General features: G+C 69.8%; 24 protein-coding genes and 1 tRNA gene. 12 read left to right on the forward strand and 13 right to left on the reverse strand.

The window, feature by feature from the left end; all coding sequences use genetic code 11:
• Positions 1 to 17 precede the first annotated feature (17 nt).
• The 3 genes from ACWCOV_RS00155 to ACWCOV_RS00165 are packed head-to-tail and all read right to left on the reverse strand — an operon-like array spanning position 18 to position 3,583.
• Entirely contained in the window at positions 18 to 995 is a 978-nt protein-coding gene (locus ACWCOV_RS00155) for a 2-dehydropantoate 2-reductase (protein WP_449826994.1), read from the reverse strand.
• Positions 995 to 2,764: a glyoxylate carboligase gene (gene gcl, locus ACWCOV_RS00160; RefSeq protein WP_449826995.1), complete on the reverse strand. Its 1,770-nt coding sequence runs from the start codon at positions 2,762 to 2,764 to the stop codon at positions 995 to 997. The genes ACWCOV_RS00155 and gcl overlap by 1 nt, the downstream gene beginning before the upstream one ends.
• Positions 2,765 to 2,776: 12 nt before the next feature.
• Positions 2,777 to 3,583, reverse strand: coding sequence for a hydroxypyruvate isomerase family protein (locus ACWCOV_RS00165; protein ID WP_449826996.1), 807 nt, complete (start codon positions 3,581 to 3,583; stop codon positions 2,777 to 2,779).
• 354 nt (positions 3,584 to 3,937) lie between these two features.
• Between ACWCOV_RS00165 and ACWCOV_RS00170 the strand changes: the two genes are divergently transcribed.
• Positions 3,938 to 4,141, forward strand: a complete 204-nt coding sequence (locus ACWCOV_RS00170; protein WP_396358985.1) for a cold-shock protein — start codon at positions 3,938 to 3,940, stop codon at positions 4,139 to 4,141.
• A 46-nt stretch (positions 4,142 to 4,187) separates the two neighbouring features.
• On the opposite strand, the gene ACWCOV_RS00175 is transcribed toward ACWCOV_RS00170, so the two are convergent.
• Genes ACWCOV_RS00175 through ACWCOV_RS00185 form a run of 3 tightly spaced genes read right to left on the reverse strand, consistent with a single transcriptional unit; the run spans position 4,188 to position 8,327 of the window.
• A complete protein-coding gene (locus ACWCOV_RS00175; RefSeq protein ID WP_449826997.1) occupies positions 4,188 to 4,667 on the reverse strand; it encodes a GNAT family N-acetyltransferase in 480 nt (159 codons plus the stop codon).
• Between the two features lie 9 nt (positions 4,668 to 4,676).
• Positions 4,677 to 5,090 carry a M23 family metallopeptidase gene (locus ACWCOV_RS00180; RefSeq protein ID WP_449826998.1) on the reverse strand — a complete coding sequence of 138 codons (414 nt, stop codon included), beginning with the start codon at positions 5,088 to 5,090 and terminating at the stop codon, positions 4,677 to 4,679.
• Positions 5,091 to 5,123: 33 nt separating this feature from the next.
• A complete protein-coding gene (locus ACWCOV_RS00185; protein WP_449826999.1) occupies positions 5,124 to 8,327 on the reverse strand; it encodes a tetratricopeptide repeat protein in 3,204 nt (1,067 codons plus the stop codon).
• A 217-nt stretch (positions 8,328 to 8,544) separates the two neighbouring features.
• Here ACWCOV_RS00185 and ACWCOV_RS00190 point away from each other — a divergent pair, with 217 nt between their 5' ends.
• From ACWCOV_RS00190 to ACWCOV_RS00210, 5 genes are all read left to right on the forward strand, one after another.
• Complete coding sequence (locus ACWCOV_RS00190; protein ID WP_449827000.1) at positions 8,545 to 9,438, forward strand: class I SAM-dependent methyltransferase; 894 nt, start codon at positions 8,545 to 8,547, stop codon at positions 9,436 to 9,438.
• A 51-nt stretch (positions 9,439 to 9,489) separates the two neighbouring features.
• Entirely contained in the window at positions 9,490 to 10,137 is a 648-nt protein-coding gene (orn, locus tag ACWCOV_RS00195) for an oligoribonuclease (protein WP_360526546.1), read from the forward strand.
• 31 nt (positions 10,138 to 10,168) lie between these two features.
• Positions 10,169 to 10,241 (forward strand) — tRNA-His (locus tag ACWCOV_RS00200).
• A 611-nt stretch (positions 10,242 to 10,852) separates the two neighbouring features.
• Positions 10,853 to 11,341 carry a SigE family RNA polymerase sigma factor gene (locus ACWCOV_RS00205; protein WP_449827001.1) on the forward strand — a complete coding sequence of 163 codons (489 nt, stop codon included), beginning with the start codon at positions 10,853 to 10,855 and terminating at the stop codon, positions 11,339 to 11,341.
• Between the two features lie 16 nt (positions 11,342 to 11,357).
• Positions 11,358 to 12,143 carry a hypothetical protein gene (locus tag ACWCOV_RS00210; protein ID WP_449827002.1) on the forward strand — a complete coding sequence of 262 codons (786 nt, stop codon included), beginning with the start codon at positions 11,358 to 11,360 and terminating at the stop codon, positions 12,141 to 12,143.
• 156 nt (positions 12,144 to 12,299) lie between these two features.
• Here ACWCOV_RS00210 and ACWCOV_RS00215 read toward each other — a convergent pair whose 3' ends face one another.
• Both ACWCOV_RS00215 and ACWCOV_RS00220 read right to left on the reverse strand, forming a co-directional pair.
• Entirely contained in the window at positions 12,300 to 12,920 is a 621-nt protein-coding gene (locus ACWCOV_RS00215; protein WP_449827003.1) for a response regulator, read from the reverse strand.
• Entirely contained in the window at positions 12,917 to 14,089 is a 1,173-nt protein-coding gene (locus ACWCOV_RS00220) for a sensor histidine kinase (RefSeq protein ID WP_449827004.1), read from the reverse strand. The genes ACWCOV_RS00215 and ACWCOV_RS00220 overlap by 4 nt, the downstream gene beginning before the upstream one ends.
• Before the next feature lie 138 nt (positions 14,090 to 14,227).
• On the opposite strand from ACWCOV_RS00220, the gene ACWCOV_RS00225 reads away from it, so the two are divergent.
• On the forward strand, positions 14,228 to 15,181 hold the full coding sequence (locus ACWCOV_RS00225) for an SMP-30/gluconolactonase/LRE family protein (RefSeq protein ID WP_449827005.1): 954 nt from the start codon (positions 14,228 to 14,230) through the stop codon (positions 15,179 to 15,181).
• A 17-nt stretch (positions 15,182 to 15,198) separates the two neighbouring features.
• A complete protein-coding gene (locus ACWCOV_RS00230) occupies positions 15,199 to 16,353 on the forward strand; it encodes an ankyrin repeat domain-containing protein (protein WP_449827006.1) in 1,155 nt (384 codons plus the stop codon).
• On the opposite strand, the gene ACWCOV_RS00235 is transcribed toward ACWCOV_RS00230, so the two are convergent.
• Positions 16,350 to 17,021, reverse strand: coding sequence for a DUF429 domain-containing protein (locus ACWCOV_RS00235; RefSeq protein ID WP_449827007.1), 672 nt, complete (start codon positions 17,019 to 17,021; stop codon positions 16,350 to 16,352). The two genes, ACWCOV_RS00230 and ACWCOV_RS00235, sit on opposite strands and share 4 nt — an antisense overlap.
• 40 nt (positions 17,022 to 17,061) lie before the next feature.
• Here ACWCOV_RS00235 and ACWCOV_RS00240 point away from each other — a divergent pair, with 40 nt between their 5' ends.
• Both ACWCOV_RS00240 and ACWCOV_RS00245 read left to right on the forward strand, forming a co-directional pair.
• Positions 17,062 to 17,796 carry a lipoate--protein ligase family protein gene (locus ACWCOV_RS00240; RefSeq protein WP_449827008.1) on the forward strand — a complete coding sequence of 245 codons (735 nt, stop codon included), beginning with the start codon at positions 17,062 to 17,064 and terminating at the stop codon, positions 17,794 to 17,796.
• Positions 17,793 to 19,034 (forward strand): amidase, encoded by a 1,242-nt coding sequence (locus ACWCOV_RS00245; RefSeq protein WP_449827009.1) that lies wholly within the window; start codon positions 17,793 to 17,795, stop codon positions 19,032 to 19,034. The genes ACWCOV_RS00240 and ACWCOV_RS00245 overlap by 4 nt, the downstream gene beginning before the upstream one ends.
• Here the strand turns inward: ACWCOV_RS00245 and ACWCOV_RS00250 are convergent.
• From ACWCOV_RS00250 to ACWCOV_RS00265, 4 genes are all read right to left on the reverse strand, one after another.
• Entirely contained in the window at positions 19,031 to 20,335 is a 1,305-nt protein-coding gene (locus ACWCOV_RS00250) for a TfuA-like protein (RefSeq protein WP_449827010.1), read from the reverse strand. The two genes, ACWCOV_RS00245 and ACWCOV_RS00250, sit on opposite strands and share 4 nt — an antisense overlap.
• Positions 20,332 to 21,456: a YcaO-like family protein gene (locus ACWCOV_RS00255; RefSeq protein ID WP_449827011.1), complete on the reverse strand. Its 1,125-nt coding sequence runs from the start codon at positions 21,454 to 21,456 to the stop codon at positions 20,332 to 20,334. Before ACWCOV_RS00255 ends, ACWCOV_RS00250 begins: the two co-directional genes overlap by 4 nt.
• Complete coding sequence (locus ACWCOV_RS00260; protein WP_449827012.1) at positions 21,449 to 21,616, reverse strand: hypothetical protein; 168 nt, start codon at positions 21,614 to 21,616, stop codon at positions 21,449 to 21,451. Before ACWCOV_RS00260 ends, ACWCOV_RS00255 begins: the two co-directional genes overlap by 8 nt.
• 63 nt (positions 21,617 to 21,679) lie before the next feature.
• Entirely contained in the window at positions 21,680 to 23,416 is a 1,737-nt protein-coding gene (locus ACWCOV_RS00265) for an aminotransferase class V-fold PLP-dependent enzyme (protein ID WP_449827013.1), read from the reverse strand.
• A gap of 94 nt (positions 23,417 to 23,510) precedes the next feature.
• Between ACWCOV_RS00265 and tenA the strand changes: the two genes are divergently transcribed.
• A complete protein-coding gene (gene tenA / locus ACWCOV_RS00270; protein ID WP_449827014.1) occupies positions 23,511 to 24,173 on the forward strand; it encodes a thiaminase II in 663 nt (220 codons plus the stop codon).
• On the forward strand, positions 24,170 to 25,717 hold the full coding sequence (locus ACWCOV_RS00275; protein ID WP_449827015.1) for a phytoene desaturase family protein: 1,548 nt from the start codon (positions 24,170 to 24,172) through the stop codon (positions 25,715 to 25,717). Before tenA ends, ACWCOV_RS00275 begins: the two co-directional genes overlap by 4 nt.
• The last annotated feature ends 30 nt before the right edge of the window (positions 25,718 to 25,747 follow it).

The raw sequence follows: 25,747 nt of genomic DNA on the forward strand, positions 1-25,747 counted from the left end.
CCGGACCCACCTGGCTTTCAGGAAGGCACGCCGACCTTCGTGGCGAGGAGGTCCGCGACGGCGTGCACCGCGCGCAGGGTCGGGGCCCTGGTCCCGGTGAGGTCGGCCAGCTCGACGACCGCGGCGAGGATGACGTCGAGCTCGAGCGGCTTGTCCTTCTCCAGGTCCTGGAGCATCGAGGTCTTGTGCTCACCGACCCGTTCGGCGCCGTTGATCCGCTTGTCCACCGAGATCTCCGGATGGCAGCCGACCGCGGCCGCGATCTCCAGCGACTCCTCCATCATCAGCCGGACCATCGCCCGGGTGCCCTGATGGGTGGCGATCTCCACCATCGTCGCCCGGGCCAGCGCGCTGATCGGGTTGAACGCCGCATTGCCGAGCAGCTTGATCCAGATGTCCTTGCGGATGTCCTCCTCGACCGGGCACTTCAGTCCGCCGGCGATCATCGCCGTACTGAACGCCTCGCACCGCGGCGACAGCCCGCCTGCGGGTTCGCCGATGGAGAACCGGGTGCCTTCCAGGTGGCGTACGACGCCCGGCGCCTCGAGCTCGGTCGAGCAGTAGACGACGCAGCCCACGGCGCGGTCGAGCCGGATGACCTCGGTCACCGCGCCGCCGGGGTCGACCGACTCGATCCGGCGGCCTTCGTACGGGCCCTTCAGGCCGTGGAAGTACCACCACGGGATCCCGTTCTGCGCCGCGACGACGACGGTCTCGTCGTGCAGCAACGGCTCGAGCAGCGGGCCGGCGGTGGCGTAGGAGTTCGCCTTCAGGCCGAGGAAGACGTAGTCGACCGGGCCGACCTCGGCCGGGTCGTCGGTGGCCGGCGTCCGGGCCTCGAAGTCGCCGCGCGGACTGAGCACCCGCACGCCGTCGGACCGGATCGCCTCCAGGTTGGCGCCGCGGGCGATCAGGTGGACCTCGGTCCCGCCGCGGTGCAGGGCCGCGCCGACGTAGGCGCCGATCGCCCCGGCGCCGAGAACAGCAACCTTCATCAGTCCCTCCTCAGGCCGGACAGCGTCGGAACCGGGTTCGTCACGCCGGTCAGCTCCTCGAACTCCACCACGTTGTCGATCTCGGTGCCCATGGCAACATTCGTGACGCGTTCCAGGATCACCTCGACCACGACCGGCACCTGGAACTCGAGCAGCAGCTTCTTCGCCTCGTCGAGGGCGGGCAGGATGCCGTCGGGCTCGAACACCCGCAGCGCCTTGCAGCCCAGGCCTTCGGCGACCTTCACGTGGTCGACGCCGTACCCCTCGACCTCGGGGCTGTTGATGTTGTCGAAGGCGAGCTGGACGCAGTAGTCCATGTCCAGGTTGCGCTGCGCCTGCCGGATCAGGCCGAGGTAGGAGTTGTTCACCACCACGTGGATGTAGGGGATGTTGAACTGCGCCCCGACCGCGAGCTCCTCGATCAGGAACTGGAAGTCGTAGTCACCTGACAGCGCGACGACGGTCGCGTCCGGGTCGGCCACCGCGACGCCCAGGGCGGCCGGGCCGGTCCAGCCGAGCGGGCCGGCCTGGCCGGCGTTGATCCAGTGCCGCGGGCGGTAGACGTGCAGCATCTGGGCGGCCTGGATCTGGGACAATCCGATTGTCGACACGTACCGGGTCTCGGGTCCGAAGGCATTGTTCATCTCCTGGTAGACCCGCTGCGGTTTCACCGGCACGTTGTCGAAGTCCGTACGGCGAAGCAGCGTCTTCTTGCGGTCGCGGCAGGCAGCCGCCCAGTCCGAGCGATCGGGCAACGGCACCTGCTGCCGGGCGACGTGGATGAGCGTCTCCAGCGCGGCCTTGGCGTCCGAAACGATGCCGAGGTCGGGTGCGAACACCCGGCCGATCTGGGTCGGCTCGACGTCGAGGTGGACGAACTTCCGGTCCTTCGTGTACGTCGGGATCGACCCGGTGTGCCGGTTCGCCCAGCGGTTGCCGATGCCGATCACCAGGTCGGAGGCGAGCAGGGTCTCGTTGCCGTACCGGTGGGAGGTCTGCAGCCCGACCATGCCGGCCATCAGCCGGTGGTCGTCCGGGATGGTCCCCCAGCCCATCAGGGTCGGGACGACCGGCACGCCGGTCAGCTCGGCGAACTCGACCAGCAGGTCGGCCGCGTCCGCGTTGATGATGCCACCGCCGGCGACGATCAGCGGGCGTGCAGCTTGGGCAAGCAGCCTGAGGACCGACTCGGCCTGCGCGACAGTGGCGCGCGGGGTCGCGATCGGGAGCGGGACGTAGAGATCGGGGTCGAAGTCGATCTCGGCGAGCTGGACGTCCAGCGGCAGGTCGATCAGCACCGGGCCGGGACGCCCCTCGCGCATCAGCTTGAACGCCTTCTGGAAGGTGCCGGGCACCTGGGCCGGCTCCAGCACGGTGACCGCCCACTTGGCGACCGGCTTGGCGATGTCGGCGATGTTGATCGCCTGGAAGTCCTCCTTGTGCAGCTTGGCCACCGGGGCCTGGCCGGTGATGCACAGGATCGGGATCGAGTCGGCGCTCGCGGAGTACAGCCCGGTGATCATGTCGGTGCCGGCCGGTCCCGACGTACCGACGCAGACGCCGATGTTGCCGGGTGCGGCCCGGGTGTAGCCCTCGGCCATGTGGGAGGCGCCCTCGACGTGCCGGGCGAGCACGTGCTGGAGCTCGCCCTGGGCGCGGACGGCGGCGTAGAACGGGTTGATGGCCGCGCCGGGCAGGCCGAACAGGTGGGAGATGCCTTCACGGCGAAGGATCTCCACCGCGGCGCGGGCGGCGGTCATTCGGGGCATGCCAGCTGCCTTTCAGTCGGAGGGTGAGATCCAGTCGAAGCTCTCGGCCGTCGTACCGGACGGCTTGTACTCCAGCCCGATCCAGCCGGCGTACCCGGCGGCCCGGAGCTCGTCGAGATGCTGGTCGACCGGGATCTTCCCGGTGCCGGGTTCGTTCCGGCCGGGCGCGTCGGCGAGCTGGACGTGCGCGATCCGGTCCGCGTACGTCGAGATCGCCGCCGTCACGTCGTCCCCGTTGACGGTCAGGTGGTACAGGTCGGCGAGCAGGCCGAGGCCGGTCACGCCGGACTCGGCCTGGACGCGGTCGATCACCCTGATCGCGTCGGCCGCCGTACGGAGTGGGTAGCGGTCGGCGCCGCTGACCGGCTCGACCAGTACGACGCCGCCGAACGAGCCGGCCGCGGTGGCGGCGAGGGCGAGGTTCTCGGCGGCCAGGTCGTCCTGGGCCTCCGGGCGGACGCCGTCGACGCGGTTGCCGTACAGCGCGTTGAAGGCGCGGCAGCCGAGTCGTTCGCCGATGCCGAGGGTGACCGGGATGTTGTCCCGGAACTCCAGTGATCGCTGCGGCCAGGAGACCAGGCCGCGGTCGCCGCCGGGCAGGTCGCCGGCCGCGAAGTTCAGCCCGGCGAGCTGAACACCGGCGTCGGTGACGGCGCGTTCGAACGCGTCCACCTCGGCGTCGCCGGGCAGATGGGTCTCGAACGGCCACCAGAACTCGACCGCGTCGAAACCGGCCTGCTTGGCGGCCGCCGGCCGGTCGAGCAACGGGAGCTCGGTGAACAGGATCGAGCAGTTGACCGCAAAAAGGGCAGAGTCCATGGTCCCACCTTCCGGAGGGGCTCGGTATACGGGATACAGTAGGCGGGAGCCCGAATGCGGTCAAGATCACACTCTCGGCAAGCGCTCGCCCGTTTCGTTCGCCGCCGGCTCGGGGCAGGACGCGCCGACCGGCCGAAGATCGCCAGGGGGCGCGACGGATGGCTCGGGGTCTGCTAGGGTTGCCTGCGGTTGCAGTTTTGCAGTTCCACGTTCGTGTTTCAGCGCCCGCGGATTTGTAATCCGCAGGGCGTTTTCTCATCTCAGGCTTGGTCTGTGGTGGAAGGGCTCAATACCGCAACCCGAGAACCGGCACAGGGCCGGGGCTCGTACCGGCCCTAACGCGAGGAGCAGATCATGGCCAGCGGAACAGTGAAGTGGTTCAACGGTGAAAAGGGCTTCGGCTTCATCACCCAGGACGAGGGCGGCGCCGACGTGTTCGTCCACTACTCGGCGATCCAGACGAACGGCTTCCGTTCGCTCGAGGAGAACCAGAAGGTGGAGTACGACGTAGCCCAGGGCCCGAAGGGCCTGCAGGCGGAGAACGTCCGTCCGCTCTGATCTGAGCAGCACAGCAGGCCCAGTCGCATCGCGGCTGGGCCTGCTGTCATGTTGTCCAGAGATACTCGCCGTCGTCGACCTGATCCGTGCGAGTGAGACCGGCGGCAGCGGTGACGGCCGCTGAGGCGGTGTGGTCGGGGTGGACGTGGGCGACGATCCGCTCGACGCCGTGGTCGCCCAGCCAGTCGACCAGACCGCGGGCGGCCTCCTTGGCGTAGCCACGGCCCTGCCAGGCGGTCCCGATGACCCAGGCGATCTCCGCCGTACGGCTGGTGACCGTCGCCTGCACGTAGCCGATGAGCCGGGCGTCGTGCTGGACGATCCAGTTGAGCCAGTGCTCGTCTTCGCGCCCCGGCCCGGCCAACTGGCGGCGGTAACGGCTTTCCAGCGCTTCGACGGTCGGTGGCTCACCGCCGGTGAAGGTATAGAGGTCCGGGTCGGCGAGCACGCTCGCCATCTCCCCCGCGTACTCCACCTGCAGCGGAAGCATGACGAGCCGGGCGGTGTGGAAGCTGGTGGCTATCACCGCTTCACGCTACGGCTCGGGGGTGGCACCGGACGGCTCGGCCGCTCCCTCCACGGCCGACCCGCCCTGCGCCACCATCCGCATCCGGGCATTCGTGTGCAGATCGAACTGCGGACTCCGCTGATCCCCCACCCCGTACGGCGCGACCCGCTCCTCGTAGTGCAGGTGCGAGCCGGCCGCGACCCCCAGCAGGTCCCCCGTCTCCACGGTCTCCCCCTGGCTGACCGTGAGCTCGGACAGATGGTCGTAGACGTGCCAGATCGCGTTCGACTCGATCGCGACCCGGCCCGGCTCCGCCTGGACCACCACGCCGGCCAACGCAGCCCGGACGGGCGTGCCTGGTTCGGAGCGGTAGTCCCGGCCGGTGTGGCCCGCGCTGTCGTACTCGCGGACCACCACTGGGTTGTGCACCGGCGCTGCCATGGTCAGATGGTGCGGCCGTACCTTCAGAAAGTCTTAAAGCCGGGCCGGCACCGCCGGATAGGGGGCCGGCTCGACCTCCAGCTCACCCATCCGCTGCACGTAGGTGCGGTAGGCCCGACGCGCCTCGCCGTGCGCACCGCTCGCCTGGAACGCCCCGACCAGGCCTAGGTGGGCGCGCTCGTCGTACTGGTCCCGCTGCAGGATCCGGAGTAAGTACCCGGCCGCCGCGTCGGGGTCGCGTCGGCCCCGCTCGGCCAGCACGCGGGCCACCCGGACGTACAGCGCCCGGGCCTCCTCTCGCATCCCGGCCGCCCAGTCGGCGTACACGTCCTCCTCCAGGAAGTCCCCGCTGTACGCCGCCTCTGCTGCCCGGAGCAACCGCAGGTCGCTAGTGGTGAGTCCCTCCCGCGCGTCGTGCAGGAAGTGCTCCACGTCGACGGCGGCCTGCTCGCCGTCCAGCCAGATGGTGGCCCGGTCGGCGCCGACGAACCGGTCCGCCGGGTACCGCTTCTCCGGGTCGAGCACGGACCGCACGGTCGACAGGGCCACGGACAGCCTGGGTGACGCGACCGACTCGTCCTGCTCCGGCCAGAGCAGGTCCAGCAGCTGCACTCGGGCGACCGGACGGCAGCGGCGGGCCACCAGGATCTTCAGCAGGTCACGTGCTTTCTTCGACGGCCACTCCCCCAGCTGGACGGCCTTGCCGTCTCGCAGCACGCGGAAGCCACCGAGGCACTCGATCCGGACCGCAACCGGACCGGTCTCCTCACTCGCTTCCAGAGCAGCAGCCGCGTAGCGGGTCGCCCCGGCCGCCAGGAACTGCTCGTGGGCGCGCAGCGCGAGCTCACGGCCGTCCGGACCGGTGGTGCGCTTGGCAAGCATCAGCTCGGCGCGCGCCTCGCCCAGCTGGTCGCCTAGCTCGCTGCGGATGTTCAGCACCTCATGCAGCACCTCGCCGCCGCCTGCCGCGGCGTAGAGCTCCAGTGCGTCGGCCAGCCCGGCCCGGTCCCGTCGCTTGCGGCAGAGCGCGGCTGCTTCTTCTGCTGTGGCCGCGGCCTCCGTCTCGTTGCCGGCGTGCAGCGTGACCCAGCCCAGCGCGACCAGTGCACCGGACAGGCCGAGGACAGGGCCGTAGGCAACCGCCTGCCGAGCCAGCGCCGCCAGCTCTGCAGCACGCTGCGGCTCCTCGACCGCAAGCACCCGGGCTAGGCCGGCCAGCGCCGGGACCAGGGACTGCATGTCCTTGGTCTCCTCGGCGATCGGGATGGCCTCCTCGAAGCACGCTCTGGCCATCGCCCGGTCACCACGCTCGCGGTAGACCTCGCCCAGTACGGACAGCGGCTGTGCCACCCGCTTCGAGTCCAGCTTCTGGTAGAGCGCTCGCGACGCCTCCAGCTCGCCGATGGCCTCGTCCAGCCGACCGAGCCGGAGCAGAGCCTCACCACGGTTGTTCAGCGCGAGCGCACGGAACACTGCGAAGCCTGCCCGGTCAGCAAGCTCCAGAGCGACGTCCAGCTCCTCCAACCCGTGCGCATAGTCGCCCTCGGCGATGTGGTGCGACGACCGGTTCACCCGGATCCGGATCGACTGCAGCAAGTCGCCCGCCCGCTCCGCATGCTCGAGCGCCCGCACGTAGTTGGTGTAGTTGCCGTGCGGGTCGCTGTCGACCGCAGCCAGCATGGCGAGCACGGTGTACGAAATGGCCAGTGCCCCGTCGTCACCGGAGACCTTCGCTGTCTCATAGGCAGCGGCGACCAGCGCACGGCACTCGTCGAACTCGCCACGCAGCCAGTGCGCTCCCGCCCACCACGCCTGCAGCAAGGCCTCGTCCGTCGGGTGTTGCCCGTCGATACGTCCCCGCTGGTACGTCGCGATCGCCACGTCGGTCTGGCCGCGTAAGTGGTGGATCAGTCCGAGCCGCCAGGCGATCGCAACCGGGATCTCCCCCTCCGGCCCGATGATCCGGTCGAAGCACTCCTTCGCCCCCTGCCAGTCGCCGAGCACCTGCCGGGCTTCGCCTTCCAACTGGTCCATGCCGGCGTCACGCAGGTCAGCGGGCAGTGCGGTGACAGCAGCGACCACGATCTCGGCCGAACCACCAGTGACCATCGCATGGCCGCGCTCAGCCAGCATGCGAGCCGCGGCAGCCGGGTCGACGGCTTGATAGCAGGCCAGCGCGTCACGGTCTTCACCAGTCGACTCGAACCACTTGCCGGCTGCCAGTGACAGCTCTGCCACCTCGTGCTCGTCCACCGCCAGTCGGTCCTTGGCGAAGTTCTTCACCAGCGGGTTGAGCTCGTAGCCGTCCGCCTCACCGGCTGAGACGAGCAGTCCGCGCGTCCGCAACTGCTGGAGCGTCTCGGCGCTGTCTGTCAGTCCTATTGCCTTGCACAGCTCCGACCCGAACCGCGGCAGCACGGCCACGCCGGCGACCAAGCGCCGTACCGCTGGGGGCTCGGCTGCGAAGACCTCCTCGGCCAGATAGTCGTACAGCGGGCCGTCTGACCGCAGTGCACGCCGCAGCCGGCTGGCGCGCTCGTCCGGCGGCGCTGTCCGGAGGGCTTCGACAGCAAGACGTACGGCGGCCGGCCAGCCCTGTACTGCGGTCTGCAGCGACTCGGCCAGCTCGTCGGTGCCCTCACCGAGCACCTTCTGCAGTACGGCGAGCGTCTCGGGCACCGTGAACGCGAGCGCGGGCGCGTCGATCTCCAAGACCTGACCGCGGCCGCGGAGGCGGTCGATACCGAACGGCATCTGGGTGCGAGAGGCAACGACCAGGTGCAGGTGCGGCGGTGCGGTGCGGACCAGGCCCTCGATCAGTCTGGTGGCCGGAGCCAGTGGATCCAGCTCGTGCAGGTCGTCCAGGACCAGGACCAGGTCGTTGCTGAGGTTCTGTTCCAGGCCGTCGGCGAGCAGAGCGGCGTACGCGAGTGCACGGGTCTGCTGCTCCGCGTCGGCATCCGGGCCGCGCGGACTCTGCAACTCGGCCGGGATCGCCTCAAGCGCGGGCACCTGGCGGCGAAGAGCCTCGACCAGGCCGGACACCATCGCTGCGAGCGACGCGTCCTCTGCCCGGACTGTGTGCCACGCGCAGGGACGCCCGGCGGCCCACGAGCTGAGCAGTGTCGACTTCCCGAACCCGGCATCCGCTACCACGGTCAGCAGTCGCCGCTGGGCACCCTCGTCCAGCAACGTCGTCAACCGGGGTCGCGCCACCGTCCCCGCCACGGAATCCACCGCCGGCCCACCTCCTCCCCAGACCTGACAAGGACAGCACCCCGGATGAGAGCGCCGCAACAGTGCTGGCCCTGATCTCCCGGTTGAACGTCACAATCTCCCGGTCCGGGCGGGATTGCCGTCCCGGACGTTGCGGAACGCCGGGGAGCCGAAATGAGTGTTGCCGAAATGGCAACTGTTCGTGCGGGTTGCGGCCGGCCCGGCGGAGACTTGGCTCATGGTGGAGATCGAATGGGGTGAATGGGCCGGGCACCTACGGGAGTCGGCCGCGAACGAGGCCGACTGGAACGCCGCGGTGGCCGCCGGACTGGTGCGGGACAGCGACAAGGTGGCCGTCGACGTCGGCTGCGGAGGCGGCGGGATGGCGAAGGCGCTCGCCGCGGCCATGCCGGCCGGTACGACGGTGGTCGCGATCGACGCGGATCCCGACGTACTCGAGCAGGCCCGGGAGCACACCGCCGGCGCCGTCCGGTGCGAGCTGGCCTCGATGGACGACGGCGCCGAACCGTTGCGCAAGGCAATCGATGCGCCGGCCGACCTGATCTGGGCCTCGGCCTCGGTGCACCACGCAGCCGACCAGCAGGCCGCGATCGATGCGCTGGCTTCGCTACTCGCGCCGGGCGGCCGGCTGGCGCTCGCGGAGAGCGGTCTGCCGGCCAGGAGCCTGCCGTGGGACCTGGGCATCGGTGAGCCCGGTCTGGAGTTGCGGCTGGACCTCGCGCAGGACCGATGGTTCGCGGCGATGCGTGACTCGCTACCGGGGACGGTGCCGATGCCGTACGGGTGGACCGACGCGCTGACCCGGGCCGGGCTGGTCGAGGTCGGGACGCGGAGCATCCTGACCGAGTCGTCCCCGCCGCTGGCGGCCGAGCAGCAGGAGCGGGTCGTCACCCAGTTCCAGCATCGGGTCGAGCGACTCAAGCCGGACGCCGGTGGGCATGAGCACGGGCACGGACATGGGCACATGGAGTATCAGGAGTGGTTGTCGGCTGAGGACCTCGCGGTGTGGGAGCAGTTGCTCGATCCCGAGGGTGAGCACTACCTCGGGCGGCGGACCGACCTCGCCGTACTGTCCGTGCGCAGTATCCACATCGGGCACGCACCACGCTGACCGGCCTGGCGAACGCGCCGGTGTCGGCGGGTCGCCGTAAGGTGGGTGCCCATGAACGACCGGCTGGTGTGGATCGACTGCGAGATGACCGGCCTCGACCTGGCGGCAGACGCCCTGATCGAGGTCGCCGTACTCGTCACCGACTACGAACTGAACGTGCTCGGTGACGGGATCGACCTGGTCATCGCGCCACCCCCTGCCGCGCTCGAGCAGATGGGCGACTTCGTCCGCGACATGCACACCGCCTCCGGCCTGCTCGACGAGCTCGCCACCGGGATCCCGCTCGCCGACGCCGAGCAGCAGGTGCTCGACTTCATCTCCGGGTACGTCAAAGAGCCCCGCAAGGCGGCCCTGGCCGGCAACTCCGTCGGCACCGACCGGACCTTCCTGGTCCGCGACATGCCCCGTGTCGAAGCCCACCTGCACTACCGCAACGTCGACGTCAGCTCCATCAAGGAACTCGTCCGGCGGTGGTACCCGCGGGTCTACTACGCCACCCCGGCCAAGACCGGCAACCACCGTGCGCTCGCGGACATCACCGAGAGCATCGCCGAGCTCCGCTACTACCGCGAAACCGTGTTCGTGCCCCAGCCCGGACCCGACTCCGACACCGCCCGGGCAGCCGCCAGCCTGGTCGCCGACGGCGTCAACGGGGCCCCTGCCGACCCGATTTCTGGTAATCGGCCATCATCGCTATGATTGCTCAGCCGTCGCAGTCCGGGCGGCAATGGTGGGTGTAGCTCAGCTGGTAGAGCACCTGGTTGTGGTCCAGGTGGTCGCGGGTTCGAGTCCCGTCACTCACCCGAAGGCGAGGGCGACCTGTGTCCGCGGAGAGCGCGGACCTGGTCGCCTTCGGCATGTTGTGCGCCTTCGCTTCGCTCGGCGCGGGGCGGGGGCTTCGCCACCCGCACCCCCTTGCGCCTTCGCTTCGCTCGGCTCCGTGGTTGCGTTGGGCGGGTAGCTCGCCGGCCTTCGCTTCGCTCGGCTCCGTGGTTGCGTTGGGCGGGTCAGTCGCCGGCCTTCGCTTCGCTCGGCTCCGTGGTTGGGTTGGGCGGGCAGCTCGCCGGCCTTCGCTTCGCTCGGCTCCGTGGCTGGGTTGGGCGGGTCGCTCGCCGGGCGGCCTTCGCTTCGCTCGGCTCCGTGGTCGCCTTCGTCGGCAGCTCGCTGGGCCTTCGCTTCGCTCGGTTGCGGGGCTGGGTTTGTTGTCGGCTGACCTCGGTGGGTGAGGGAGGATGTGCGGGTGAAGTCTTCTGGGAGTTTGTGGTTGGGGTACGGCGCTGTGGTCGTCGTCACGTTTGTGGTGGGGTTTCTTGCGTTTGCGGTGTGGGTGCTCTCGAAAGTCTTCTGACTGGGGTGTGATCTGGCCGGTGGGTCGATGCGTCTTTCTGGCAGGAGCGTCGATCGAAGGGCTGGGATGAGGGGTTCTGAAGAGTTTGAGGAGTTTGCGCGGGCTCGGGTGGGCCACCTGTACCGGACTGCTTGGTTGCTGACCGGGGATCGGCATCATGCCGAGGATCTCGTGCAGGACACGTTGGCGAACATGTTCAAGGTGTGGCATCGGGTCGAGAACCCGGCGGCCTACGCGCGGGCCGCGATGGCGCGGACGTTCGTCTCGCAGCGGCGGCGGCGTAGTTGGTCGGAGCGGCCTACCGCGGAGGTGCCGGAGCGGGTCGAGCGGGCTGGGGATCCTGAGTTGCGGTTGGCGCTGCAGAGCGCGTTGGGCGAGTTGGCGCCGTTGGATCGGGCGGTGCTGGTGCTGCGGTTCTTCGAAGATCGCAGCGTCGAGCAGGTTGCGCTCGATCTTGGGAAGAACGCCAGCGCGATCACCACTCGGACGTCGCGTGCCTTGGATCGGCTTCGTGCCGTTCTCGGCGAGGACGCGGCTCAACTGATCGTGCACTGAACTCACCGGGAGAACTATGAACAACCTGAATGACACCCTGCCCGGACTGATGCACCGGGCCACCGAGAACCTCGAGCCGGTCTCCAACGACCTGCTCGAACGCAGTCTGCAGCAGGGGGCTCGGCTGCGGCGGCGCCGTACCACTCTGCTCACGGTCTCCGGCGCGGGCGCCATGCTGGCAACGGCCGGGCTGGTGGTTGGTGCTACCCAGCTTGTCGGCCGGCCGTCCGACGCGGCAGTCGCTGGTACGACGACATCGCCGTCGGTGAAGCCGGTCGCGCCTAAGGCGACCGCTCCGACTGCTCGGGAGGCGCTGGGTACGTTGCGGGCTCTTGTGCAGGCGCCCGGTCGCAAGCTCTCGCAGCCGCAGACGTGGGGCGATCAGAGTGCGCTGGGTGCGGCGTACGTGATTGATGACGGGCAGGGAGCGTCTCGGGTGGAGGTGTTGCTGACCGGGGGTGGGGAGGCGAACCGGTGTGCTGAGGCGGGTGCCGGCTGCACGACGCTTCCGGACGGCTCCAAGGTGTTCAGTCTGGTCGAGGAGCCGACGTACGCCGGCTCGCGCAACGTGGACGGCGTCGTCGGGAACTACGTGGCCCGCTATCTGCCCGACGGGCGGTTCATGAGCCTGACGAGCTACAACGCTCCGGCCGAGAAGGGATCGCCGCACACTCGGGCCAAGCCGCTCTACACCGTTGCGCAGTTGACCGAGCTGGTGCAGAGCCCGGCCTGGAAGCTGCCTGACCTCCGCTCGGTCGTGAAGCCGTCCAAGGGGGCCACGCCGCCGAGCAAGACCAAGTAGCACGCACCGGGGCTGGCTACAACATTCCTGGCGGTCCGTCCATCAGGCTGTTGGACGGGTCAACGGAATGAAGGAGTGTTGACGAGCAGCAAGCGCCGGAGCGTCTTGGTGGGGTTGTCACGGCCGTCACCGGGCTCCAACCTCAACGGCGAGTAGTCACGCCGGCGGCCGGATGATGCGCTGCTCGATCGCCCGGGCCACGGCCGCGGCCCGGGTGTCCACCTCGAGCTTGGTGTAGATGTGCGAGAGGTGCGACTTGATCGTCGCCTCGCTGACGAAGAGGCGCTTGGCGAGCTCGCGATTGGACTGGCCGGTCGCGAGCAGACCGAGGATCTCGACTTCCCGATCGGTGAGGCTAGGGCCGGTCCGCCGTACCAAGCGGGCGGCGACCGCCGGTGCCAGGACCACCTCGCCGCGCGCAGTGCCCCGGATCGCGCGAAACAGGTCTTCCGGCGGCGCGTCCTTCAGCAGATAGCCCGACGCGCCCGCATCGATCGCGCTCATGATGTCGGCCTCGGTGTCGTACGTCGTCAGCACCAGGACCTGCGGCGCGTCCGGCAACGCACGCAACCGTGCGGTGACCTCGGCCCCACCTGGCCCGCTGCCGAGGTTCAGATCCATCAGTACGACGTCCGGCCGGACAGCCGCGACCAGTTGCTCAGCACTGTGCGCGTCGGAGGCCTCACCAACCACAGTCAGGTCGTCCTGCCCCTCGACGAGTGCACGCATGCCCGCACGCACCACCGGGTGGTCGTCTACCAGCGCCACCCGGATCACGGCTGCTCCAGCGGCACCGAAGCCGCGAGCGCCGTACCCTCGCCAGGCTCGCTCTCCAGCACCAGCGTGCCGCCGAGCGCCTGCAGTCGCTCCCGGATGCCGGCCAGGCCGCGGCCACGGTCCGGGTCGGAGCTACCGGCGCCCAGACCGCGGCCGTCATCGCGGACGTCCAGTACGACGGCGTCCGGCTGATAGGTCAGGGTGACGACCGCAGTGGTCGCGGCAGCGTGTTCGAGCACGTTAGCCAGTGCACCACGCGCCGTACGCAGTAGTGCGGTTTCTACGTCCGGCCGGAGCACTACCGGCGTGCCGTGCACCTGGACCCGCACGTCGACTCCGCTGTGCTCGGCCAAGCGCTCGCACGTCTGCCGCAACACGTCCGGCAGCGAGCCGCTCACCAGATCCGCGGGCGCTAGGTCGCGGACCACTCGCCGTACCTCATCCAGACCGTCGCGGGCAGTCGCGGCCGCCTGGGACGCGTGCTGGCGAGCAGCGACCGGCCGGTCGTCCCACTCGCGCTCGGCGGCCTGCAGGAGCAGATTGATGCTGGACAGCCCCTGCGCGACGCTGTCGTGGATCTCTCGCGACAGCCGCGCCCGCTCAGCCAGTACGCCGGCCTGATGCTGCGCGTCGGCCAGGTCGCCCTGCGCCGCGTGCAGGTCGTCCAGCAAGGCCTGCCGCGCAAGCGCGTCCCGCTCCAACGCCCGGTAGGCGCTGACAGCCAGTACGGCGACGCACACCGGGCCGAGCACGATCGTCGGGTCCAGACGGTCGGTCATCCGGGTCCACGTGACCACAGTGGTCGCCACCATCCCGGCCACGACCACACAGGCCGGCCAGAACGGCAGCACCCGCAGCGCCACGAACGACAGCGGTACGGCGCACCACGCGAACGACGGCGCCAGCAGCACCAGCCCGAACCACACCGCCACCAGCAGCCCCAGCCACACCCGCCCAGGCAGCACCCGGTACGCCGCGTAGGTCGCCAAGAGCACCCCGGCCCCGGCAAGCACCCACGGCGCCCGGTCGCCGAACCCGTGACCAGTCAGGTAGCGCACGGTGGACGCCAGCACGAGTACGACGAACGCCGCGTGCAGCGCCGTCACCAGCCCGTCGGCGCGGGCGAGAATCCCGGTCACCCAAGGCAGCTGTGCTCGTGAAGTGGTCATGTCCAGCCGATGGTAGGCCCCAACCGCGGTCGGAAAAATCATCCGTTCGGCTATCCGATCGTCCCCGAATGCCCGTCGTACCCGGGCCGTCCACAGAGCAGGCTGGAGACATCCACCCCTTCTCGAAGCGAGGTACTCATGTCCGTCCGCTCGTTGTCCACCACGCTGGCGCTGTCCGCCGCACTGCTCGGTGCCGGCGTTGCCACCGCCTCCGCGTCCGCCCAGCCCGCCAGCTACGAGCTGCCGGGTGACGCGGGCGGGTCCAAGTACGAGGGCATCGGGTACGACGTACGCACGCAGCGGTTCTACGTGTCGGAGACGACCGGCGGTGAGATCCACCGTGGGGACCTGCGCTCCGCTGCCGCGACGGAGTGGTTGCGCGGCGACGGCACTGACGGCCGCTGGACCGCGCGCGGCGTCACCGTCGACTCAGAGGGCCGCGTGTACGTCGCCGGCGGCCCGAACGGCATCGACCACCCGGGCGCACCCGACCTGTGGGTGTACGACCGGTCCGGCCGGCTGCTGGCCGCCCTGCGCACCGGTGTGCCGAACGCGTTCCTGAACGACGTCGTGATCGGGCCGGACGGAGCGGCGTACTTCACCAACTCCAACGCGCCACAGGTGTTCCGCGTGGCCGAGCGGCACGGCCGGTGGACCGTGCGGACCTGGGCGGACGCCACTGCGATCCCGACGCAGACCGGGTTCAACCTCGGCGGCATCGTGCTCTCGCCGGACCGGCGCGCACTGGTCGTCGCCCAGGGCAACGTCGGCAAGCTGTGGCGGTTCGACCTGCGCAGCGGCAAGGTGTCTGCTGTGGACACCGGTACGGCGGACCTGGTCAACGCGGACGGTCTGGTGCGAGACGGCAACGCGCTGTGGGTCGTGCGGAACTTCTCGCGGGTGCTGAGCACACTGCAGCTGTCGGACGACGGCCGGACCGCGACGCTGGTCTCGGCAACCCCGACCGACCCGACCCGCGTGTTCACCACTGCCAAGCTCGCTCAGGGCCGGCTGCTGCTGGTGGACAGCAAGTTCGACGAGCAGGTCGCCGTACCGCCGTACCAGGTCGTCGCCTTGACCCCGCCACGCTGATGAACAGAGTTGTCGTCATGGCTGCCGTCATCCTGATGGCGGCAGCCTGCTCCCCCGCTGAGCCGCCGCCCGCGCCGACCCCGAGGACGTCCACTGTGCGATCACTTGACCAGCAACTCATCGACGCCGCGTGGAAGAACGACGTACGCGCGGCAGGTCGCCTGATCACGGCAGGCGCCGATGTGAACGCGGTCGACGACACCGTGCAGAGCGCCTTCCTCATCGCGGCCAGCGAGGGCTACCTCGAACTGCTCGAGCTGACCCTGCAGCACGGCGCCGACGTACGCAGCCTGGACAGCTACCGCGGTACGGCGCTCATCCGCGCAGCCGAGCGTGGTCACGCAGCCGTCGTCGGCCGCCTGCTCCGCGCCGGTGTCGCCGTCGACCACGTCAACCGGCTCAACTGGACAGCTCTGCACGAGGCGGTCCAGCTAGGCGACGGCAGCCCACGGTACGTCGACACCGTCCGCCTGCTCATCGCTGCCGGCGCGGACCGCAACCCGCCCGGCACCACTCCGGTCCCCGCTGGCGATGGCGACGTTGCGGCCGCGCTAGGCACCAAGCCACCGGCGCGCGACGACGCCAAGAACACACTGCTAGCAGCAGCCGAAGCAGGTGACGCCAACCGCGTGGCAGCCGCTCTTGGGGCCGGCGCAGCACTGGAATCCCGCGACGCACACCGTCGTACTGCGCTGCTGCTCGCGTCGCTGCACGACCGCGTCGATGTCGCCCGTCTGCTCGTCACGCTGGGCGCAGACCCCGACGCGCAGGACGACCGGCAGGACTCCGCCTGGCTGGTCACTGGCGTCACCGGGAGCGTCGCCATGCTGGAGACCCTGCTGCCGGCCGACCCGGACCTCACCCTGCGCAACCGGTACGGCGGCATCTCCGTCATCCCGGCCAGCGAACGCGGGCACGTCGACTACGTCCGCCGCGTGGTCCAGACGCCGATCAATGTCAACCACGTCAACAACCTTGGCTGGACCGCCCTGCTGGAGGCCATCATCCTCGGCAAGGGCACCGCGCCCTGGCAGCAGATCGTCGGCATCCTCCTCGCCTCCGGCGCCAACCCGTCCCTCGCCGACGCAGACGGCGTCACCCCACTCCAGCACGCCACCAACCGCGGGTACCACGAGATCGCCGGCCTCCTGCGCAAGGCCGGCGCGCGCTAGACCCAGATAGCGGCTGTCACGCCCTCGCCGAGCACCTCAGGAGGATCCGGGTAGGCGACCGCCTTGCCGTCGGCGTACCGCCCGGCCGTCCAGGCCACGGCGGCCGCATCGAGCACGTCGTCGACGGCTCCATATTCACCAGCCGCCCCGACGTCGGAGGGCATCGGCAGGCCAACGCTCACCAGCAGCCGCCTGCGCTCCTCGCTGCCCGCCCAGGTCGACTTCGGATGCTCGAGCGGGTGACCAGCCATCGTCGCGAAGCACAGCTCCGGATGTACCTCGATCACCGGGCAGCCCGCGGTCGGCGCCCACGCATCCACCTCCAGAATCCGCTGCGCCAAGGCATAGGACTGCCTGCTGACCCCCTTCCCGGTCAGCCGCAGGCTCACCTCCAACGCCTCGGTGTAGGTGGCCGCCGCGACCGCGTCCCGCACCGGCGTCGAGAACACGGACGACGCCCGCCTCCCGACCAGCCGCCGAGCCAGCACGTCGGCCTGCCGCACTCCGGTCGCCGGCATCCCGACCGGGATGTCGATCCCGACCACGTCCAGGGGCCCGTCCTGCTGAGCCGCCTCGATCAGCTCGCCTATGGTCCGGCCGAAGTAGCCCCGCAGCTCCCCCGAAACCCCGACCCACCCCTTCTTGCAGGCATCGACTCCAAGCACCATGGCTCACAGCCTTCCACGGCGGGCGTGACACGATGGCTGGGTGCTGGTGATCGGTGGCGGGGTCGACGACGCGGCTGTTGAGTTGGCGGTGGGGCATGCGCTGGTACGGCGGGTGTCGGCCGGTGAGGTGAATGAGGCGTTGCGGGTCTATCGGCCTGTGTCGCCGGCGGTGGTGTTCGGCCGGCGGGACACGCGGCTGCCGGGATTCGGAGCCGCTGCGCTGGCTGCTCGGGCCGCTGGGTTCGAGCCGCTCGTGCGTGCTGTCGGTGGGCGGCCGGTCGCCTATACGACCGAGGCGCTGGTCGTGGACCACGTCAAGCATGAGCAACTGGCGCCGGACGGCCTGGAGACCCGGTTCAAGGAGTACGGCTTGCTGTACGCCGACGTACTGCACGCTCTCGGAATCGACGCGCGCGTGGGAGCGGTGCCCGGTGAGTACTGTCCGGGTGCGCACAGCATCAACGCGCGGGGTGTGGTGAAGCTGGTCGGCACGGGCCAGCGTGTCGTCCGCAACGGCTGGCTGTTCAGCGCGCTGGTCGTCGTGGGTGACGACGCGCGGCTGCGGGCGGTGCTGACGGACGTCTACCGGCACCTGGAGTTGCCTTTCGACCCAGCGTCGGTCGGCTCGCTCTCGACCGAGGTGCCAGGCCTGACCATCGACACCGTCCAGCGTCAGCTTCTCGACGCGTACGGCGCCCCACCCCCGACCGCTGTGGACGACGCAACCCTTGAGCTCGCGGTGTCGCTCGCGGCCGATCACCGGGTCGACGCATGATCCAGGAAATCGCTGAAGGAGTACGCGTCGGTCGGCTGGATCCCGTCGTACTGGTCGAGGAGGCGCTCCAGCGGGCTGAGGAGAATCAGCACCTGAACGCCGTGGTGCATCTCGACGCCGAGGGTGCGTGCAAGGCGGCTGCAGACCATCCGCGGTCGGGTGCGCTGGCCGGCGTACCCGTGCTGGTGAAGGAGATCATCGAGGTCGAGGGGCTGCCATTCCGCTGTGGGTCGGCTGGGATGAACGAGGTCGGCCGGCGCGATGCCGAGGTGGTCGCGCGACTGCGGGCGGCCGGGGCGATCGTCATCGGGCTGAGCCACACGCACGAGTTCGCTTACGGCTGCACCGGTACGTCGAACCGCGTCGGGCCGTGCCGCAACCCGCACGACCCGAGCCGGATGACCGGTGGGTCGAGCTCCGGCGCCGGTGCTGCCGTTGCCGCGGGCATCGTTCCGTTGGCGATCGGCACGGACACCGCCGGCTCGGTCCGCATCCCGGCCGCGCTGTGTGGCGTGGTCGGCTTCAAGCCCGCTTACGGCACACCGTCCATCGACGGGGTCTTCCCGCTCGCGATCAGCCTCGACCACGTCGGCGTACTCACCACAACTGTTGCCGACGCCGCCTACGCCGTCGCAGCCCTGACCGGTCGGCCCCACGGCGCCGTGCCTGAACCCGAGCGGTTGGGTGTTGTGGTGAACGAGGAGTACTTGGACTACACGCCGGAGGTCGGCGCCGCCTGGTCCGACGCGATCGGTCGATTGTCGACAATCGACGTACGCCTCCCCGACTGGGCCGAAAGCTTCCAGACCGCCGCCGACCTCCAGGGCCCGGAAGCGGCCGCCAACCACGCCGGCCGGGACACCAGCCACTACCAGCGCGACATCCAGCAACGCCTCCGCGAAGCCGCAGCCGTCCCCCAGGCCCGCTATGACGCCGCCCGCACCAAGGCCACCGAGTTCACCGCCGCCCTGGACGCCGTACTCCGAGACGTCGACGCGGTCCTCACCCCCACGGTCCTGACCACCGCTCCACCCATCGACGCCGTCGACACGCCCTCCGGCGCCGTCGCCGTACGCACGCAGCTCCTCAAGAACACCCGCCTCGCCAACCTCACCCGGCACCCCGCCATCACGGTCCCCCTACCGGCTCCAGGTCTCCCGGTCGGCCTCCAGGTAATTGCCAAGGACAACGACCAGGCAATCGCCACCGCCGCTTGGCTCGAACGCCGCCTGCGTTAGAACCCAGACATCCGGAAGGTGATCAGGTCGGGGTTGTAGCGGGCGGCCAGGTAGAACGGGCGGGCGATGGTCTCCAGGGCGGTGGGTGAGTCGATTGCGCGGTCGAGCAAACTCAGGTCGAACGGGTGGTCCCAGTGCTTGGTGATCCAGTCGATGATTCGGGGGCCGGAGAGTTGTTGTACGTCGTAGGTCGGCTCGGTCAGCTGTGCTTGTTCGTTGACGTGTTCGGCGGCGCGGACGAGCCGGCGAGCGGGCGTGGCTGCTGGGCTCCGCATGACCGCGTCGGTCAGCCCGGCAAGGTCGCGCACCCCGGGTGTGACCAGGTAGCTGCGGGTCAGGAACAGGCTGACATCTTCCGGAGGTGAAACCCAGTTGCGGGCCGCCTCGTGGATGTCGGCGTACAGGCCCTTGTGTGTCCCATGTGCGATCGCGGTCTGGAGCGGCGACCGAGCAACGTCGTACTCGTGACACTGCAGAGCACACTCGGCGTGCAACTGCTCGATGACCCAGGTCCGGTAGAAGGCCGGGAAGTCCTCGGCGAACAGTTGGCAGACGCGGAGCACATCCAGGTCACTGACCGGACCGTGTCCGTCGTTCAGGTCGGAGACTGTCGCCCTGAGCTGCCATCCGTCCAAGTAGACGGTGGGGTTCAGGCGCACGACCGATCGTCGCGTCGGCTCCCCCTGGAGCAGGCGGACGAGCTTCAACGCGTCGGCGCGCTTGATGTCGATTCCCTGGGTGGTCAGGAAGTCGCGTAGTGCGGCGCCGCGCTCCTCGGCGAGTGCGATGACGCGGTCGTACGTGCGCGCGCCGTACGGCATGTTCGCAAGCCGAGCCAGCAACTCGGCACGGGTCGCAGCGTCGAGCACGCCCTTGTCGACCGCGCCGTTCAGCGTCGCCCGGAGGTTGACCAGCGGTTCGGACAGCGGCCGGTAGCCGTCCTCGGCAGACCCGTGGAGCAACGCGACCTCGTCGTCGGCCTCGAGCTCGCCGCTGCGATACGCCCGGTAGATCTCGCCAACGCCCTCCATCCCGTACTGATCGAGCTCGGCGGCGCGTAGCGCGCCGATGCTCGCGGCACCGAGGACCCGAACACCTCCGGCCAGGACCGCGAGGATCTCCTTGTGCCGTACGGCGGGCCGCTGGTGGAAGTACCCGTCCACGATGCCGACGACATCGCCCGGCGCGAGATCCAGGCCGAACAGGTCCCCGGACTGGATCGGGGGCAGCACCTCGACGCCGGAGCGAGCGATCGTCGCGGCGTCCGGCAGGGTGGGGCCGACGAACAGGTACCGGTTCACGGGGCGTCCGGCTGAAAGCGCAGTCCCGGGCACACCACGGTCACGACGGGTACGCCGAGGTCGGTCCGGGTGTGGTCGACGACCAGCGGCTGTCTCCCGGTGTGGGCGACCACCCGGTCGACGACCAACCGCAGGTCGTCGGCGAAATCGCCGTACACGATGGACTCGACCTCGTCGAAGGGGATCGAACGGGAGGCCGGCCAGGATGGCCGTGGCCGGACGGTCCGGGCCAGCTGGTACTCCTCCGTGCCCAGATCGTCCCGGGTGCCGGCGATCGTGGTGAGGCGGGACTGTGCGGCTTCGGTCAACGCGCGCGAGAGCGCGACGTCGGCATCCAGGTGACAGCCGGCGCCGACGAAGTGCACCGGGAATGCTTCGTCCCAGATGACCGCCCGGAAGCAGGGAAGCCGGGTCGGACTGGTCTTGTGCTCGATCCGGACGTCGATCCGGGCCGCGCGAAAGCGGTCGAGCACCTCGGCCGACGAGCCGGTGACGGTGCCCGGATCGACCGCCTGCGCCGTTCGCTGCAGGGCGTCGCGTTCGACGACCTCGTACAGCCCGTGCAACGTTGCCTCCGGCAAGATGTTTCCGCTCGCGAGGCCGTTGCTCGAGGCCCGGAACACCTTGGGCGCCCAGTCCGTCCCGGTCGTGGCGTCCAGTCGGACACAGTCCGTCGGGACGAAGGTCGGCTGCTGGTCGCCGAGCCCGCGCGCCCGGCTCCAGCCGATCCGCAGCGCGTCGTTGAGATGGTGCCGGGGCAGCAGCGACAACTCGTCCAGGCGGAAGTCGAGCGTCGGCGCCAACTCACCGACCTCTGCCGTCACTACGCTGCCGGCCTGCTCGGCGTGCCACAGCTCGACCGCCTCCATCGCTGCAGAGACCTTGGCCAGCTCCCGTGTGACGCCCTTGCCCTGGGAGACCGAGAGCGTGCGCGCGGTCGGCCGGACCGCCTGATACACGGGCACCCCGATGGAGTCGAGCCAGGTGACCTCGGCCAGCCGGGTGATCCCGAACCGCGGCAGCAGCGGCCCGAGCCGCCGCAACGTCTCGTCGGGGCTACAAGCACGATGAGTCCCGACGAGCACCCGCTTCGAGGTGGCGGTAGCCCGCCCCTCACTCATCCGCAGGCGTCGAACCCACTTCGTCCGACGGCAGAACCGCCCCGCCCCCGAGCTGATCCCCGATCAGCGACCACTCGTTCCCGCTGAACACCACCCGAGCCTCCGCCGCCAACTCACCACGCAACTCCTCCGCAGTAGGCGACTTCACACCCACAGACATCCTGCCTCCCCACGGCCGATTCCTGTCCCCGGAGTCTAAGCCAAAGAAGGATCTACCGCCGGACTACGCCTGGAGCGGTGGGAGGGAGGTCAGGCAGCGGGAGGGGAGGTCGAACCAGCGGAGGTGGTCGAAGTCGGTGTTGACGTGGCCTTCGTGGTCGGGGGCGCCTTGGCAGGTGGAGAGCAGGTCGCGGGCCTCGGCCAGGTAGTCCTCGAGGGCGGACTCGGGAGCGGTGTGGTCGTGGTGCGGGTAGCGGAGCGTGCCGTCGGCGTCGTACCCGACCTGAGACAGCCGCATCGGCGGCTCGATCGGGCCACGGTGGTGCCGCCACAGGCCGTTCGTCGGGTCGAAGCGGTAGTCACCGAGCAGCCGCCACCCGTCGCGGGCGACCAGCTTGACCGCCTCGACGACGTACGTGAACACGGCCTCGGAGATGAAGTAGTTGAAGTTGACCCGCACCCAGCCCGGCTTGATCCCCTCGCAGCCGTGCAGGATCTCCGCGGCGAACTCGTTCGACCGCTCGAGGTCGATCCCGAGCAGCGTGTGCCCGTACGGACCCGCGCACGAGCACCCGCCGCGCGACTGGATCCCGAACAGGTCGTTCAGCAGCGCGACCACGAAGTTGTGGTGCAGGTACCGCCCGGACGGCGCCTTCACCACGAACGACACGATCGACAACCGCTCGGCGTCCAGGTTGCCGAGGATCTGGAGGTTCGGCTCCTGCTGCCACGCCTCGACCGCGCGCCGCAGGTACGCGTCCTCATGCGCGCGGATCACGTCGATCCCGACCGCCTGCTTGAGCTGGAACGCCAGCCCGGCCCGGATCGAGCCGATGATCGCCGGCGTCCCGCCCTCCTCGCGGTGCACCGGGTCCTCGAGGTAGCGGTGCTCCAGCGGGTTCACGTACGCGACGGTCCCACCGCCCGGCACGTCGGGCACCCGGTTGCGAAGCAGCTCCCGGCGGGCCACGAGTACGCCGGGAGTCCCCGGACCGCCGATGAGTTTGTGCGGGCTCAGGAAGATCGCGTCCTTGTACTCCAGCGGGTCGTCGCCGTACATGTCGATCTCCACGTACGGCGCCGCCGCGGCACAGTCCCAGAACGACAGAGCGCCGTACCGATGGAGCAGAGCGGACACGCGACGGGTGTTGCTGACGATCCCGGTGACGTTGCTGGCCGCGGAGAACGAGCCGATCTTGAGCGGGCGGTCCGCGTACTGCGCCAGCCGCGACTCGAGCTGGTCGATGTCGATGTGGCCGTCGTGGTCCTGGCTGATCACGATCACGTCGGCGATCGACTCGCGCCACGGCAGCTCGTTGGAGTGGTGCTCGTACGGCCCGATGAACACGACCGGACGCTGCTCCGGCGGGATCTGGTCGGTGAAGTGGTAGGTGTCGTCGAGCTCGGCCGGGATCCGCAGTCCCATGATCCCGATCAGCTTGTCGATCGCGCCGGTCGCGCCGGAGCCGCAGAAGATCACCGCGGTCTCGTCGTCGCCGCCGACGCTGTCGCGGACGATCCGGCGGGCGTCCTCACGCAGCCGCGTGGTCTGCAGGCCGGTCCCGCTGGACTCGGTGTGGGTGTTCGCGTACCGCGGCAGCACCTCGGCGCGGATGAAGTCCTCGAGGAAGGTCAGGGCGCGGCCCGAGGCGGTGTAGTCGGCGTACGTCACCCGGCGCGGACCGTACGGCCCGTACATGACCTGGTCGTCGCCGATCACCGAGGCCCGGATCCGGCGCAGCAAGGGGGTGTCGGGCGGCATACCGACCGTCGCCTCGACCCGCTCCCCCTGGATGGTCATGGCGCCAGAGTAGAGCGAGCGAGTGACTTTCGTCTCGTGCTGCCGTGCCGCGTTGTGGATAAGGTCGTCGCAGTCGACGGCGAGGGAGTTGGGGATGACGTTTTCCGCCGAGCTGTGGGACCGCGGTGGGGCGCCCGTGTACGACGAGATCGTCCGGCATCCGTTCATCACCGGGCTGACCGACGGCACGCTGGACCACGACGCGTTCCGTTACTTCATCGTTCAGGACAGTCACTACCTGCGTTCGTACTCCCGCGCGCTGACCCTGGTCGCCGGCCGCGCGGTCGACGAGGACGCGGTCAGCATGTTCGCCCTGCACGCGGCCAACGCGATCGCGGTCGAGCGGGAGCTGCACGCCTCTCTGCTCGGCACCCTCGGCCTGACTGCGGCCGATGTCGACGCAGCCGGCTCCGGTCCGACGACGACGGCGTACATGTCCTACCTGACCGCGGTGTGCGCGACAGGGACGTACGCCGAGGCCGTGGCCGCCGTACTGCCCTGCTACTGGATCTACCGCGACGTCGGGCGCGAGCTGCTGAAGCGGTCGTCGCCGGACCCGCTGTACCGGCAGTGGATCGAGACGTACGGCTCCGACGAGTTCGACGCCGTCGTCGAGTCGGTGCTGGCGGTGACGGACGGTCTGGACGTGAGCGCGTCGGAGCGGGAGCGTTGTCACCAGCACTTCAGTACGACGTGCCGCTACGAATGGATGTTCTGGGACGCCGCGTACCACAAGCTGGATTGGCCGGTCGGATGAAGGACTTCTACGACGTCGTGATCGTCGGCGGCGGGCACAACGGGCTCGTCGCCGCCACGTACCTGGCCCAGGCCGGGATGTCCACGCTGGTGCTGGAGCAGCAGCGCCACACCGGCGGCGCCGCGGTCAGCCAGCAGGTGTTCGCCGGCGTCGAGGCCCGGCTGTCGCGGTACTCCTACCTGGTCAGCCTGTTCCCGGACAAGATCGTCGCCGACCTGGGCCTGTCCTTGGACCTCCGGTCGCGCGCGGTGGCGTCGTACACCCCGGTACGGCGCTCCGGCCGCGACGTCGGCCTGCTTGTCGAGCGACCGGAAGGTCCGGGCACGCGTGCGTCCTTCGAGGCCCTGACGGGGAGCGACGCGGAGTACGCGGCGTGGTCCGAGTTCTACGGCGCGGTCGGGTCGCTGGCGGAGGTGATCGCGCCGACGCTGCTCGAGCCGTTGGTCCCGGCGGCTGAGCTGCGCTCTCGGGTCGATGCCCGGATGTGGGACGAGGTCATCGAGCGTCCGCTCGGCGAGACCGTCGAGCGGCGGTTCGCCGACGACACCGTCCGCGGTGTGGTCGCGACGGACGCGGTGATCGGCACGTTCGCGAGCCTGCACGACGAGTCGCTGATCCAGAACCGCTGCTTCCTCTACCACCTGATCGGCAACGGCACCGGCGAGTGGCGGGTGCCGGTCGGCGGGATGGGCGCGGTCACGGACGCCTTGGCGGCCGCGGCTCGACGGGCGGGCGCCGTACTGGTCACCAACGCCGCCGTGACGTCCGTCGAGGCGGACGGCGTCGGCGGGTCGGTGACCTGGCTCGGCGGGGACGGCGAGCGGTCCGTCGACTGTTCGTACGTGCTGTCGAACGTGGCGCCGACCACGTTGGACGCTCTGCGTGGCCGGCCGGTCGGGGCGAAGCCCGAGGGGTCGCAGCTCAAGATCAACCTGCTGCTGTCCCGGCTGCCCGCGCTGAAGTCGGGCGACGACCCGCGGCGTGCGTTCGCGGGCACCTTCCACATCGACGAGGACTACAGCCAGTTGGAGGCCGCCTACCAGGCGGCCGCGTCCGGCGTGCTGCCCGCCGTACCCCCGTCGGAGGTGTACTGCCACTCGCTGACCGACCCGTCGATCCTGTCCCCGTCGCTGGTTGCCTCCGGCCACCACACGCTGACGGTGTTCGGCGTCCACTTCCCGGCCCGGTTGTTTGCCTCCGACAACGACGCGGCGAGGGCGGAGTCCGCCCGGCGGGTGCTCGCGGGGCTGTCGTCGTACCTGGCCGAACCGCTCGAGGACTGCATCGCCCGGGACCGGGACGGCAACCTGTGCGTCGAGGCCAAGACGCCGTACGACATCGAGGAATCGGTCGGGATGCCCGGCGGCCACATCTTCCACGGCGACCTGCAGTGGCCCTGGGCCGCCGACGACGCCGACGCCGGCCGCTGGGGCACCGAGACCGACGTCGCCAACCTCCTCATCTGCGGCTCCGGCGCCCGCCGCGGCGGCGCCGTCTCCGGCATCGGCGGCCACAACGCAGCCATGTCCCTGCTCACCCGATAACCGATTTCGCATCTCCCATCCACCCCTGCT

This window comes from Kribbella sp. NPDC002412 (genome assembly GCF_053592935.1).

What these genes read in the sequence shown, in the direction of transcription:
- orn (WP_360526546.1), top strand. Translation starts at nt 9,490, where the DNA reads ATGAACGACCGGCTGGTGTGGATCGACTGCGAGATGACCGGCCTCGAC.
- tenA (WP_449827014.1), top strand. Translation starts at nt 23,511, where the DNA reads ATGACGTTTTCCGCCGAGCTGTGGGACCGCGGTGGGGCGCCCGTGTAC.
- ACWCOV_RS00245 (WP_449827009.1), top strand. Translation starts at nt 17,793, where the DNA reads ATGATCCAGGAAATCGCTGAAGGAGTACGCGTCGGTCGGCTGGATCCC.
- ACWCOV_RS00170 (WP_396358985.1), top strand. Translation starts at nt 3,938, where the DNA reads ATGGCCAGCGGAACAGTGAAGTGGTTCAACGGTGAAAAGGGCTTCGGC.
- ACWCOV_RS00210 (WP_449827002.1), top strand. Translation starts at nt 11,358, where the DNA reads ATGAACAACCTGAATGACACCCTGCCCGGACTGATGCACCGGGCCACC.
- gcl (WP_449826995.1), bottom strand. Translation starts at nt 2,764, where the DNA reads ATGCCCCGAATGACCGCCGCCCGCGCCGCGGTGGAGATCCTTCGCCGT.
- ACWCOV_RS00220 (WP_449827004.1), bottom strand. Translation starts at nt 14,089, where the DNA reads ATGACCACTTCACGAGCACAGCTGCCTTGGGTGACCGGGATTCTCGCC.
- ACWCOV_RS00180 (WP_449826998.1), bottom strand. Translation starts at nt 5,090, where the DNA reads ATGGCAGCGCCGGTGCACAACCCAGTGGTGGTCCGCGAGTACGACAGC.
- ACWCOV_RS00190 (WP_449827000.1), top strand. Translation starts at nt 8,545, where the DNA reads ATGGTGGAGATCGAATGGGGTGAATGGGCCGGGCACCTACGGGAGTCG.
- ACWCOV_RS00275 (WP_449827015.1), top strand. Translation starts at nt 24,170, where the DNA reads ATGAAGGACTTCTACGACGTCGTGATCGTCGGCGGCGGGCACAACGGG.
- ACWCOV_RS00205 (WP_449827001.1), top strand. Translation starts at nt 10,853, where the DNA reads ATGAGGGGTTCTGAAGAGTTTGAGGAGTTTGCGCGGGCTCGGGTGGGC.
- ACWCOV_RS00260 (WP_449827012.1), bottom strand. Translation starts at nt 21,616, where the DNA reads ATGTCTGTGGGTGTGAAGTCGCCTACTGCGGAGGAGTTGCGTGGTGAG.
- ACWCOV_RS00235 (WP_449827007.1), bottom strand. Translation starts at nt 17,021, where the DNA reads ATGGTGCTTGGAGTCGATGCCTGCAAGAAGGGGTGGGTCGGGGTTTCG.
- ACWCOV_RS00165 (WP_449826996.1), bottom strand. Translation starts at nt 3,583, where the DNA reads ATGGACTCTGCCCTTTTTGCGGTCAACTGCTCGATCCTGTTCACCGAG.
- ACWCOV_RS00225 (WP_449827005.1), top strand. Translation starts at nt 14,228, where the DNA reads ATGTCCGTCCGCTCGTTGTCCACCACGCTGGCGCTGTCCGCCGCACTG.
- ACWCOV_RS00155 (WP_449826994.1), bottom strand. Translation starts at nt 995, where the DNA reads ATGAAGGTTGCTGTTCTCGGCGCCGGGGCGATCGGCGCCTACGTCGGC.
- ACWCOV_RS00265 (WP_449827013.1), bottom strand. Translation starts at nt 23,416, where the DNA reads ATGACCATCCAGGGGGAGCGGGTCGAGGCGACGGTCGGTATGCCGCCC.
- ACWCOV_RS00230 (WP_449827006.1), top strand. Translation starts at nt 15,199, where the DNA reads ATGGCTGCCGTCATCCTGATGGCGGCAGCCTGCTCCCCCGCTGAGCCG.
- ACWCOV_RS00255 (WP_449827011.1), bottom strand. Translation starts at nt 21,456, where the DNA reads ATGAGTGAGGGGCGGGCTACCGCCACCTCGAAGCGGGTGCTCGTCGGG.